Genomic DNA, 12,572 nt, shown 5'->3' with positions numbered 1-12,572 from the left:
AATCGTCGATGGTTTCGGGGGGGGGGGGCTGGTCTACCCCTCCTCTGAGGACGGTCCTATCCACGGCAGGTTTTCATCATGGATAGAGACCCGGACCGGACTGGAGAGCTGTGAGCATGAGCTCGCTCGACCGGGATAGAGGTCGGCTTGCGCTCGACGTGCAGAACACCACCGAGCGTCGATACGTTCGGTCGTCGTGGCGAGCGGCTTGGTTGATCCATAGTTCAACCGAGATATCAAGCCAACGCCGGCTCGGACGAACTGTATCCGTATCTTGATCGTCTGGAGCAAAACCCACCTCGTTGAGGAGGAACTCTCCCGGGCCGGCTCAATTGCCGATCACGTCGCTCGAACAGCCCTGTCGCATTCGCGACGAGTGTCGACATTGCTTCGTCGGGAGCGTCGGGCGATATCGCCTGGCTCGCCTAAGCTTTTGTATTGTTGAGCTGATTCCGAAATCATGCGCGCTGGTACAACACTTGCTGTTCTTCTTCGCAGCTTGGCAATTTATGGAACTGAACTGTGCACAATGTCGTCTGCATTAAACAAGTTCCCGATTCTGCACAGATCCGCGTGCACCCGGTCACCAATACGATCATGCGCCAGGGCGTGCCGACGATCATCAACCCATATGACCTTTTCGCGCTCGAGGCCGCACTGGAGCTGCGCGATCGGTTCGGCGGCAAAATAACCGTGCTTACAATGGGGCCGCCGTCGGCGGAAGACTCGCTCCGAAAAGCGCTGACCTTTGGCGCCGATCGCGCGGTACTGCTAACCGATCGTTGCTTTGCGGGCTCCGATACCCTGGCCACAACGTACGCACTGGCAACAGCCATTCGACAGATCGACAAGGAATATGGCCGGCCAGATCTTATCTTTACCGGCAAGCAAACCATCGACGGCGATACTGCGCAGGTCGGGCCCGGCATCGCAAAGCGGCTAGGCGTGCTTCAACTAACCTACGTCGCCAAGGTCAGGTCGCTTGATCTCGCCGCACGCACAATTGAGGCAGAGCGGCGCTCCGAAGGTGGGGTCCAGGTTCTGCACACCAGGCTGCCGTGCCTGATCACCATGCTGGAGGCGACCAACCAGATTCGTCGTGGCGCCATGGCGGATGCCTTGCGCGCTGCGCGCGCCCCGATCGTGAAATGGAGCGCCCAGGATGTCGGCGTCGAGGACATCTCAAAATGCGGTCTTAGGGGCTCGCCGACTGTCGTCAAGCGGGTGTTCGCTCCGTCCGCCCGCGTTGAGAAGGCGGCACTGGTTGAAGCGGCCGAGCAACCAGCGCAAGCGCTGATCGACGCCATCTTCAAGCATCAACCGAAGCTAGAAGCCGAACTCGCGGCGTTAGCCCGCAATGCTTGATCTCAACTGCGTTACTGCCTTCGAGTGACGCGTCGAGTCTGCCGGGCGCATCGTCGCCGCCATCATCAAATGGACATGTTTCCATCGATGCGATCATCAATAGGACCGAGCTCGTCATGCCGCAGTCTGTTGCCGTGAAGGTGCCGGCCCAGGGGAGTTTCACATGCATGGTCAACGCCATCATAGACCGCCTTCCCAACGAAATCGTTGATCAGTTGCGTCACCTTAATAGCTAGAGATCAAATGACGTCTTTTCGCGCATCTGAATTTGCACTGGATCAGCCTCCTCAGATCTCGGTCCATGAGTATTTGACACAGAAAGCGCGGGCGTGTTCGGCCCCCATCCGTTCGCTGCGGCGATGTCAAAGGACCAGATTGTCAGCCTGATTCCTGAATACTTGGCGATGTCACAGGCATTCCCATATCTGCGGGCAGGGTCCCAAAAGGACCTTGTATTCGCTGCGATGCATACCAATCGCGACCTTCCGAGGCATGTTGAACTGACCAGCGTGGTCGCAAATTTCATCTGTTGGGATGAGACGGGTGGTCATAGCCGAGTTCTCCGGGCCGGCAACGCGGCGTTACCCGATATTCTGGCCACCGAACAGTTCCACTCGAACCTATTTAGAAAAGATGAATCGCGACTACTCGGTGGGGCAGTAAAACCAAACTATAGCTCCACAACAAAGCGATATCTGCATTCTCTGTATGCCGGGCTGTCATCGAAAGACCCGTGGTGCGTTGCGCCTACATGGTCGCATTCGAACTGCATGCTGCGGAGATGACCCCCTGCTATCGGCCACTGTGGTCGAGACCTTTGATGTGGAGGCAGACGATCTTGAGTACTTTCGGGTCCATGTCGGCGGCGAGGATCCAGCGGAAAAATATCACGCGGAGATGACAAGCCGCCTCATTGGCGAAATTGTCCCGGCTGACAGCAGTAGCCGTTTTTTCGATGAGTTTGATCGAGCCTATCGGCACAGCTTGGAGTGGTGCCGGGATCTGCTCGCAGGGTTTTCCCTCGAAGGCGATGGTGCCGAGATCCGCCACCATGGCCGCTGTCATTGTGGTTCTGTGAAATTCTGCGTTCGAGCGCCGCGAGTGCTTTCCGCAGTGCGATGCAACTGCTCAACTTGCCAAATGTCGAAATTTTTACATTTGCTCGTGCCTGGCGACAAAGTGGGCATTGAGTGCGGCTAAGAATTTCTCACTTCGTACCAGTTTAATAAGAACGTCGCTCGGCACACGTTTTGCCGGATCTGCGGCGTAAAGCCATTCTACAGGCCTCGATCCAGTCCTTCAGGATTCAGCGTAAATATTGTATGCTTGGATAAACGAACGATCGAAAGCGTATGAATAAAGGATTTTGATGGCGAGCGTTGGGAGCAGGCCATCCACTCGATGCAAGGCGATAGCGAAGGATCCTTAAGTCCGAACTTGGAGTAAACGCGAATGGCACGCGCAGTAAATGATAAATCCCGTCTGCTTGCAGAAGAGGCTCTCACAAAATACCGCATAGAGCTGTTGGTTAAGGGGACGGTCTTGATCGCCCCCCAGACCTTGTTCACCGATGATGACTTGGCAAGGGTCGATCAGCTGCAGACCGAGATTCCCGAAGAGGAGGTGCGGGAAGGGGATGCCGGCGATTCACACAGTGTCTTTGTGAAACGCGTCAGGGTAGATCTGCCCGGCCGCCCTCCTAGCAATGCGCATGGTACAGCTCCAGCTCAAATCATCGAGTTACTCGAAAGGAAACACCGTCGCCTCACGTTGAAAAAGATCTTAGGTGGATGGTCTGATTATGTGATTCGCCGCTGCCAAATACATCGTATGCCGACCGGATCCTTTGTTGGCATCCATTTGGATGCTGAGAGCGACCCTGATTTCGAGTACGCCGTGATTGTTCAACTCACTAGAGAATTTGAGGGGGGTGAGTTTGTGATATATCCTAGTGCGTACGAACAATACGTGTTTCAACCACCATTTGGAAGCGTACTTGTTACTACATGCAGGAACCGGCATGAGGTGAAGCCTGTGCACGCTGGGGAGCGTCGTTCACTGGTTTATTTCTGTTCAAAACGCAGCGGCGCGAACCGCCGGATCATCGAGAGCTCTACTAGTTAGCCGATGACAAGAGGTAGCTGGAGGGATCTGTGGATGCATTAAGTAACGGGCAGCTTGCCGGACGAGATCGGCAGAGCATCTCTTCGGGCAGATGTCCGTGAGCTCGTCATTGCTGTGCGCTACAGTGGCAGTGGCCAGATGGAGCCGGAAACCATGACGTTGGCGCCGTTCGCGAGTCGATACGCGTGGACTGAGAATCGTCCAATCGCCGGTCGGCCTAAATCAGGCTCAAGGCAATCGTGGTTCGGGACGAGCTCAATGGAACGGTCCTCGCTCACAGCGGCGCCCCGTGCGGTAGGCTGGAAAGCCGATAGCGCCGATGACATTCTCCGCTTGGATCCGCGAATATGGTCTTCACAACCAATCTCCCACCAGAAGCCGCGCGTCTTAAAGAGCTGTATCACCTCGTGGGGCGTCCTGAAGACCTAGCTAGGTGGTTTGGACTCTAGGGATTTCCTTTTAGGCGCAAATCAGATTCTAGGCTGCTTTTGGGGAGGCAGTCTTGGGTGTGATGGACCGCTTGGTATTGAGCGACGCGGCTTGGGAGCGAATGGCGCCGCTGATTATAGGTCGCCCCGACCAGAAGGGCTCCACTTGGCGCGACAATCGGATGTTCGTGGAAGGTGTACTTTGGATTGTTCGCACGGGCTCTCCCTGGCGTGATCTCCCGGAGGCGTTCGGGGATTGGAACAGCGTGTTCCGGCGCTTCAGTCGATGGAGCATCAAGGGCTGATCGTCGATTCAACCATCGTCCGGGCGCATCAGCACGCCGCCGGGGCCAAAAAAGGGGGTCTGAAGATCAGGCGATCGGCCGCTCGCGCGGGGGGGCTGAGCACCAAGATACATATGGCCGTTCGTGGCTTGGGATGTCCCGTACGGTTCGCGCTGACCGCAGGCCAGAAGGGCGATGCACCGCAAGCTGCCGCATTGATCGAGGGACTACCTGCCGAGGTCGTCATGGCCGACACGGCCTATGACGCCGATCATTTGCGCCAAGCCATCGCCGCCAAGGGCGCGCTCGCCGTCATCCCCAACAACCCGTCACGCGCACTCAAATACCCGCTGGACAAGCACCTCTTCGAATGCTGCTTCTCAAAGCTCAAGCAGTTCCGCCGCGTCGCAACCCGCTTCGAAAAGACCGCCCGAAATTACCTAGCCGTCGTCACTCTCGCAGCCATCGTTCTTTGGATGCGGTAAGTGTCCACACGACCTAACCCGTCCTATTCGTGAGAGTGCGTTTTTTTTGGTCCGATTGATGTGGCCGCACATCTGCTCTGACGAGGCGCGCGGGATTGCCTTCGGCTTTTCATCGCCTGACGACCGGTACTTTGCAACGCGCTTGAGGTGTAGGTTGGGCGAACGGGGGCGGACGCCTCGCCGGTCAAGGACCGAGCGGCAGCAGCGCGCCTGGCAAGCCGCGGATCAGGTCGGCTTCGGGACATGCCGCGGCAAACGCGGCTCGTGGTCTCGACGACACGGGCAGCGAGTTTCAAGAGACGAAGACGCAGCGTCGCGAACTCGGCTGTGGCCAATTCCCGGGCTTTGGGAATCGCGTCGCGCACGGTCAGCATCAGCCAATAAGCGGCGGTGTCGAGAACGAGGCGGACTTGATTGGCGAGCGCCGAACGGCAGCTGGTGCGATCGGAGGCGAGCTGCGTCTTATGCAGCTTGATCAGATTCTCGGCTTGGCCGCGCGCGCAATACAGGCTGTCGTAGATCCACTCGGCCGAGCCGACATCGAGGCTGGTGACGACGAAACGGATGTCGAGGCCGAGCATCGTCGCCTCAATACGGGCGACGGTACGTCGTTCGCGATCCCAGGACTTTGCCTTGTGGCGCGTCTCGGTATAGCCACGCAGAACCGGCAGGTTCTCGATGGCGCGTCGCGTGCGGATGCCGTCGGCGGCCTCGTCGACTTTTCTGGCGAGCGGCTTGGTGCCGGACAGACCGAAGATGTAGTCGATGCCGTTGGTCTCGCACCACGCCATTGCCTCCGGCCGGGCATAGCGCCCGTCGCCACGGAACGTAATTCGCGTGTTGTGCCACCGCGTCCGGATATGCCGTATCAGGCGGCGCAGATGGGCACGCACCTCGACGCCGCCCGGCGTCTTGCCGGGCCGCAGCACGACCGCCACGGGCCGGCTCTTCTCCGTGTCGTAGACGTGGATCGGCAGGAAGCAGCGTTCGTCATAATGAGCGTTGAACAGCGAGAGCTGCTGATGGCCGTGGACGACATCGCAGGTATCATCGATGTCGGGCGTGACGGATGCCGGCTCGCGCGGGTAGCTATCCATCCATGCGTCGAAGGCGCGGAGCATTCTCCAGCTGCGACAGCGTCGGTTGGGAACACAGATCGCGACCCGTGTCCGGCAGCCGTCCGCAGGCCAGCTTGAATGCGGGATCGGACCGCAGATGATCGAGGCCGTCGGCGTCCTCGTAGCCGCAGCAGATCGCGAACATGCGCGCGCGGAACATATCGACAAGGCTGTGCACGACCCGCGTCGGATCGCGCAGCGACTCAAAAGCGTCCCCAATTGATCTTGAGTATCTCGGCGCAAGCTGCCGATCCAGTTCGAAGCCTCGCAAGGGCTGAGGATCATTGCAAGCCCGACCGAAGGCGCAAGAACCCCGGCATTGCTGCCAGGGTTCTGCCAGTCATGGCTGCCGAGAGAGGCTGGATCAGAAGTCCATGCCGCCCATGCCCCCGCCCGGGGGCATTGCGGGCCCGGCCGCAGCCTTCTTCGGCAGCTCGGCGACCATCGCTTCCGTGGTAATCAGGAGTGCAGCAACCGAGGCGGCGTTCTGAACTGCGATGCGCACGACCTTGGTCGGGTCGATGATGCCCTTGGAGACAAGATTGCTGTATTCGCCGGTCTGCGCATCGAAGCCGAAAGAATATTGATCCTTCTCAAGCACTTTGCCGACCACGACCGAGCCGTCTTCGCCAGCATTGATCGCGATCTGGCGGGCAGGCCAGGACAGCGCCTTGCGCACGATCTCGACGCCGGTCTTCTGGTCGTCGTTCTTGGTGCTCAGGCCCTTGAGTTGCCCGGACGCTCGGAGCAGGGCGACGCCCCCGCCAGGCAAAATACCTTCCTCGACGGCCGCACGGGTCGCATGCATCGCGTCATCAACGCGATCCTTGCGCTCCTTCACCTCGACCTCGGTCGCGCCGCCGACGCGGATCACCGCGACGCCGCCTGCGAGCTTGGCGAGACGCTCCTGCAGCTTCTCACGGTCGTAGTCCGAGGTGGTCTCCTCGATCTGCGCCTTGATCTGGGCAACGCGGGCGTCGATGTCGGCCTTCTTGCCGGCGCCGTTGACGATCGTGGTGTTTTCCTTGTCGATCATCATCTTCTTGGCGCGACCGAGCATCTGCAGCGTGACGTTCTCGAGCTTGATGCCGAGGTCTTCCGAGATGGCCTGGCCGCCGGTCAGGATCGCGATGTCCTGCAGCATGGCCTTGCGGCGATCGCCGAAGCCCGGAGCCTTGACGGCCGCGACCTTCAGGCCGCCACGCAGGCGGTTGACGACGAGGGTGGCGAGGGCTTCGCCTTCGACGTCTTCAGCGACGATCACCAGCGGCTTGCCGGTCTGCACCACGGCCTCGAGCAGCGGCAGCAGCTCGTTCAGCGAGGAGAGCTTCTTCTCGTTGATGAGGATGTAGGCGTCGTCCATCTCAACGCGCATCTTGTCGGCGTTGGTGACGAAGTAGGGCGAGATGTAGCCGCGATCAAACTGCATGCCCTCGACGACGTCGAGCTCGGTCTCGAGCGACTTGGCTTCCTCGACCGTGATCACGCCCTCGTTGCCGACCTTCTTCATGGCGTCGGCGAGGAACTTGCCGATCTCGGCATCGCCGTTGGCCGAAATGGTGCCGACCTGGGCGATCTCCTCGTTCGAGGTGACCTTCTTCGAGTTCTTCTGGAGGTCCGCAACGACGGCTTCGACCGCGAGGTCGATACCGCGCTTCAGGTCCATCGGGTTCATGCCGGCCGCAACCGACTTGGCGCCTTCTCGCACGATGGCAGCCGCAAGCACGGTCGCGGTCGTGGTGCCATCTCCGGCCGCGTCAGCGGCTTTGGCGGCGACCTCGCGCACCATCTGGGCGCCCATATTCTCGAACTTTTCCTCCAGCTCCACCTCCTTGACGACCGCGACCCCATCCTTGGTGATGCGCGGAGCGCCGAACGATTTGTCGAGCACCACGTTGCGGCCCTTCGGACCGAGCGTGACCTGAACGGCGTTCGCGAGGATATCGATACCCCGAAGCATGCGATCGCGCGCTTCTACGCCGAATTTGACCTCTTTGGCTGACATAATGATTCCTTCAGTTGTATTTCGACCTTCGGGGCGCCCGGCCGGCACTCTTCGGGGATAAGCAGTGTGAACGACGAACTAGGCGGCCTTCTTTCTTGAGAACACGTCGGTAAGAACGCCCATGACATCGCTTTCCTTCATGATCAATAGCTCTTGGCTGTCGATCTTGACCTCGGTGCCCGACCACTTGCCGAACAGCACGCGGTCGCCGACCTGCACGTCGATCGGGATCAGCTTGCCGGTCTCGTCACGGCCACCCGGGCCAACGGCGATAACTTCGCCTTGCGAGGGCTTTTCCTTGGCTGTGTCGGGAATGATGATACCGCCAGCGGTCTTCTCTTCTGCGTCGATGCGTTTGACCACGACGCGATCGTGAAGCGGACGGAAATTCATGCAGGCCTCCTGAGCATTTGAACGGGTTGGAGATAGGCACATTGCGAACAGCGCCGTTATAGCAAGAGGCAGGCCAAAGATGAGCTGATTGATCCTGCCTGCAGTTCTGCTAAATCGTACACTTGCGCGTATGTTCGTCCGGAAGCAAACGCGCTGGCGTACTCAGCCCGTCAAGCTGTCGTGAAAGTGACATTGCATCTCGTCAAAGCACCAGCATCGATCGTCACGCCTTGGCCTAAATCATGCAGGCTTGGGTCGCGGCAAGTCAGGCTGGTCAGAGGAGTCCGATGCATGCGGGCTCACGATTGGCAGTGCACTCGAGTGCCAACCCTCGTGATCCGCGGCTTCTCCGCGGCTCTGCGCTGTTGGGCTTTGGCATCGAAACCGCTTGGACGGATTTGGAAGGAGCAATCATGCAGTCCGCGTCAAAAGAGAACGGGTCTATCAAGATCGTCGGCCCTGCCGACCGTCCGAAGGTCATTGCCGTTCTGACGACAGCCTTTACGACCTGTGACCTGCTCCCCGATTTGCCCTCGTTTATAAGGAGAGTCTGTTCTGGGTTTGGCCCCTGTTGGGGCGGGTTGCAAACTCGGTCGGTGAGCCCGTTGAGGCTCGTGTGCGGTCGGTTGGTGTTGTAGTCGATCCTCCACTCTTCGATGATCCGGCGAGCCTCGTTGAGATTGGCAAACAGGTGCTCGCTCAGGCACTCGTCGCGCAGGCGGCCGTTGAAGCTTTCGACAAAGCCGTTCTGCATCGGCTTGCCGGGCGCAATGTAGTGCCACTCGATCCCGAGTTCTTCCTGCCAGGCCAGGATCGCATTTGAAGTGAACTCGGTGCCGTTGTCGCTCACGATCATGCGTGGGCAGCCCCGGCTTTCAATGATGTGGCCAAGCTCACGCACCACACGCAGGGCGGTGAGCGAGGTGTCGACGACCAGACCCGGGCATTCCCGGGTGAAGTCGTCGACCAGGGTCAGGACACGGAAGCGCCGGCCACTGACCAGCGTGTCCATCACGAAGTCGAGCGACCAGCGCAGGTTCTGATCCTGCGGGATCGTCATCGGCGCCCGGGTGCCCAGTGCCCGTTTGCGGCCACCACGCTTGCGCACGCTCAGCCGCTCCTCCTTGTAGAGCCGGTACAGCTTCTTCCGATTGATCCGGACCCCTTGCCGAGCCAATAGCAGCCCCAGGCGACGGTAGCCGAAGCGGCGACGTTGCGACGCCAATTCCTTCAGCCGGGCTCGCAACGGACCATCGTCCGGTCTCGTCGGGGCATAGCGATAGGTCTTCGGTTGCAGGCCAACCAGCCCGCAGGCCCGCCGCTGCGAGTAGCCCTTCTCATCGATCGCCCAGGTCACAGCGCGTCTCCGCAAGCTGGGCGTCAGAAGTTTTTTCCGAGCATCTCCTTCAGTGTCGATGCGTCTAGCATCGACTCCGCCAGCAGCTTCTTGAGCTTGCGGTTCTCCTCTTCCAGGGCCTTCAGCTTGCGGCCGTCGGAGATCTCCATCCCGCCATAGCGCGACCGCCACTTGTAGAAGGTCGCATCGCTGATGCCGTGCTTGCGGCACAGATCGCTCGCCGACATTCCGGCAGCGTGTTCCTTCAAGACCTTGATGATCTGCTCTTCCGTGAACCTGCCTTTACGCATCGTCTGTCTCCTCGGTGGAGAACAGAACCCTAACTCAAAACCGGGGGCGTTTCAGGGGAGCAGGTCAGCGGACCTCTCTTTGTCCAAGGAAGTGCCTCGATCGCCTGCGCGCCCGCCGGCAAGCCGACCGTAGCTGGCTGAGCAAGCTCGTCGCTCGAGAATCAACAAAGCGATCGGGCGTGCGAGCCGAGCTGGTCTGACGCCCTACCGCTCCCCGCTTGAACGATCTGATTACGTATTGGAAGGGCAGGGCTCAAGCGAGGGGCCGGGTTTGGTCGTGGAAAAACCTGCTCGCCCGTTGATCCCGCCAGAACCATGAAACTTGACAGAACGGATGCCCGCCTTCTTGACTTACTGCAAAGAAACAACCGTCTGAGCAGTGAAATACTCGGCGCGAAGGTCGGGTTGTCGGCCTCTGGCGTTCAGCGCCGACTGAAGCGCCTGCGAGCACTGCGCGGAATCGAAGCGGACGTCTCAATCATTTCTCCGAAAGCAATCGGACGAAACGTGACCCTGCTGGTTCTCGTGAGCTATCGCCAAATTTTGGTGACGGCGCGGCCGGTCAGGCGGCGGCGGTTATGGGCTGACGGTCAGTCGGTTTGGCGATGAGCTCGATCCCGTCGTTGAATGTCACACCGAGAACGAGTTTTGGCAACTGGTTGTGGCCATCGAGACGACGCCGGCTTTTCTGCGCGGCCTCAAGCAGTTTGAAGACCATCGCGAGCGCCGTTCTGTTGGACAGGCAGCCCTTCGATCGGATCGTGCGGTGGCGCACGGTAGCGAAGGTGCTTTCAATGGGATTGGTGGTCCGCAGGTGTTTCCAGTGTTCGGCCGGGAAGTCGTAGAACGCCAGTAGCGTGTCCCGATCCTTGCTCAGGCAGTCGGCCGCCTTCTCGTATTTGGGCGTATAGCTCTCGATGAAGGCGTCGAACGCCAGCTCGGCGGCGGCCTTGGTTTCGGCCATCCAGCTCTCCTGCAACGCGCGTTTGGCTTTAGGCTGCTGGCTCTTCGGCAACTTGGCGATCACGTTGGCGGTCTTGTGTACCCAGCAGCGCTGCTCGCGCGTTTTCGGCCAGACCTCGCCGGCGGCCTTCCAGAACCCGAGCGCGCCGTCGGCGGTCGGCGATGGTGAGCCGCGGCGGCACGCCGAGCCCGCGCCGCTTCAGGTCGAGCAGCAGATCGCGCCAGTCCTGCGCGCTCTCGCGGGCGCCATCGGTGAAGCCGACCAGTTCCTTGCGGCCTTCCGGCGTCGCGCCGATCAGCACCACGATGCACTGCTTTTCGTCTTCGAGGCGTGCTTGGAGATGGATGCCATCGGCCCAGATGTAGACGTAGCGCTTCGCCGACAGATCGCGCCTCTGCCACGCGGTGTGTTCGTCAAGCCAACCGTCCTTCAGACGGCCGATGGCGGATGCCGACAACCCGGCAGCATCCTTGCCGAGCAGCGCCGCCAGAGCCTCGGAGAAGTCGCCGGTGGAGATACCCTTCAGGTAAAGGATCGGCAGCAGCGTCTCGATCGATTTCGAGCGGCGCATGTAGGGCGGCAGGATCGACGGAGAGAACCGGATGCGGTCGGGATCGGTAGCCTCCGCCTCGCGATCGCGTACACGCGGCTGGCGGACGCCGACCGGACCGATACCGGTCATCACCTCGCGTTCCGGCAGGTGACCGTGGCGCACGAGCGCTGGTGGCCGTCCGCAGTCCTCAAATCGGCATGCTTGCCGAGAAAGTCCGCGACCTCGGCCTCGACCGCCTGGGCCAACAGAGCACGCGCCCCATTGCGCAAGATTTCGGTGAGTTGATCGTCGACGTTTCCTGGCTGAATCAACTTGATGATGTTATCTTTGGACACGGCATATCGCTCCTTCGGTGGAGAAGTGGAGGCGTCAAGCACCCCCACGATATGCCGCCTTCCCGATTCCCGCCGTCACCAACTTTCAGCGATAGCTCGGTTCTCGTCTCACTTCACCGGAATCGAGCCGACATCGTTGATCGCTTCAAGCGCACAATCTGCAAAATGACTGAGGTGATGAGCGGATTCTATGTCACCGGTCAGCCCCACTTCGTCCTGCTCGTTACCGCAGATAATCTGGAGGAGTACGAGAAATTTACCCGCCGCCTCTCTCATGAAGATCCGGACATAGAGCGCTTCGAAACCATGGTGGTTATGGATAGGGTCAAGGCAGGCTTTACCTTGCCAATTTTTCGATCGCATGCTGGTGATCGCCCGATACCGTTCGAACGGAGGCCGGCGCTCGTTCAGTTCATCACAATTATCATCTATGCGGAGTGAACGTCGATCAGTAGCCTTTCCTGGAGCGGGCGCAGTCGCCCGTGGCCGCTCCCGGTACCTGGTGCCCGAAGGTGGTACCAAGACTGGTGACAATCAGACCACAATCCGTTCGGCGCGGGTCTTTATCGCCTTGCGAAGCCAGATCGCGATGCAGTGGTCAAAGGGCCACTCGCAAATCACCTATGTTACCGCGAAGATCGCATTCCAGATGGCGCCCTCGAGAGCACGCCGCGGCCCGCTTCGCAAGACAAGCCGGCAGTGGCGGCAGCATCATCCCTCGCCACGCTCGAGCGAAAGAGAGCGCCATCCGCGACCGCTCGCGCGCCGGCATATGAATTATATACGTTGATATACGTTGTGCTGGGATGTCGGACGTGTGATTGCGCGTCTAGGACAAAGTGTCAACGGAGTTCCAATGGAAAAACAACCC

General features: G+C 59.8%; 7 protein-coding genes and 4 pseudogenes. 5 read left to right on the top strand and 6 right to left on the bottom strand.

Features of this window, described 5'->3' with window-relative positions:
* The first annotated feature begins 522 nt into the window (after positions 1-522).
* Positions 523-1,365 carry an electron transfer flavoprotein subunit beta/FixA family protein gene (locus HAP47_RS34465; RefSeq protein ID WP_173640815.1) on the top strand — a complete coding sequence of 281 codons (843 nt, stop codon included), beginning with the start codon at positions 523-525 and terminating at the stop codon, positions 1,363-1,365.
* Between the two features lie 792 nt (positions 1,366-2,157).
* Here HAP47_RS34465 and HAP47_RS34460 read toward each other — a convergent pair.
* A complete protein-coding gene (locus HAP47_RS34460; RefSeq protein WP_173640816.1) occupies positions 2,158-2,418 on the bottom strand; it encodes a hypothetical protein in 261 nt (86 codons plus the stop codon).
* A 399-nt stretch (positions 2,419-2,817) separates the two neighbouring features.
* Between HAP47_RS34460 and HAP47_RS34455 the strand changes: the two genes are divergently transcribed.
* Positions 2,818-3,489 (top strand): 2OG-Fe(II) oxygenase, encoded by a 672-nt coding sequence (locus HAP47_RS34455; RefSeq protein WP_176396268.1) that lies wholly within the window; start codon positions 2,818-2,820, stop codon positions 3,487-3,489.
* 502 nt (positions 3,490-3,991) lie between these two features.
* Positions 3,992-4,686: pseudogene (locus tag HAP47_RS34450) on the top strand (IS5 family transposase).
* 184 nt (positions 4,687-4,870) lie between these two features.
* Here HAP47_RS34450 and HAP47_RS34445 read toward each other — a convergent pair.
* The 4 genes and pseudogenes from HAP47_RS34445 to HAP47_RS34430 all read right to left on the bottom strand — a co-directional run.
* Positions 4,871-6,006, bottom strand: a pseudogene (locus HAP47_RS34445) (IS1380 family transposase); the annotation flags it as partial.
* Between the two features lie 162 nt (positions 6,007-6,168).
* Positions 6,169-7,809, bottom strand: a complete 1,641-nt coding sequence (gene groL / locus HAP47_RS34440; RefSeq protein ID WP_166072356.1) for a chaperonin GroEL — start codon at positions 7,807-7,809, stop codon at positions 6,169-6,171.
* A gap of 78 nt (positions 7,810-7,887) precedes the next feature.
* The gene (locus tag HAP47_RS34435; protein ID WP_166072319.1) at positions 7,888-8,202 is read right to left on the bottom strand and encodes a co-chaperone GroES; all 315 of its coding nucleotides are present in this window, start codon (positions 8,200-8,202) and stop codon (positions 7,888-7,890) included.
* A 595-nt stretch (positions 8,203-8,797) separates the two neighbouring features.
* Positions 8,798-9,849 (bottom strand): annotated as a pseudogene (locus HAP47_RS34430) (IS3 family transposase); the annotation flags it as partial.
* Positions 9,850-10,164: 315 nt separating this feature from the next.
* Here HAP47_RS34430 and HAP47_RS34425 point away from each other — a divergent pair.
* Positions 10,165-10,458 carry an AsnC family transcriptional regulator gene (locus tag HAP47_RS34425; RefSeq protein ID WP_173640817.1) on the top strand — a complete coding sequence of 98 codons (294 nt, stop codon included), beginning with the start codon at positions 10,165-10,167 and terminating at the stop codon, positions 10,456-10,458.
* Here the strand turns inward: HAP47_RS34425 and HAP47_RS34420 are convergent.
* Positions 10,412-11,701, bottom strand: a pseudogene (locus HAP47_RS34420) (IS256 family transposase). The gene HAP47_RS34425 and the pseudogene HAP47_RS34420 overlap by 47 nt on opposite strands.
* Here HAP47_RS34420 and HAP47_RS34415 point away from each other — a divergent pair.
* The gene (locus tag HAP47_RS34415; RefSeq protein ID WP_231168573.1) at positions 11,648-12,142 is read left to right on the top strand and encodes an Lrp/AsnC ligand binding domain-containing protein; all 495 of its coding nucleotides are present in this window, start codon (positions 11,648-11,650) and stop codon (positions 12,140-12,142) included. The pseudogene HAP47_RS34420 and the gene HAP47_RS34415 sit on opposite strands and share 54 nt — an antisense overlap.
* Positions 12,143-12,572 lie beyond the last annotated feature (430 nt).

It is taken from the genome of Bradyrhizobium sp. 41S5 (assembly GCF_011516665.3).
GTDB lineage: Bacteria > Pseudomonadota > Alphaproteobacteria > Rhizobiales > Xanthobacteraceae > Bradyrhizobium > Bradyrhizobium quebecense.
Note: the sequence above shows the minus strand (reverse complement) of the source record. Positions and strands in the feature narration are given on the sequence as shown.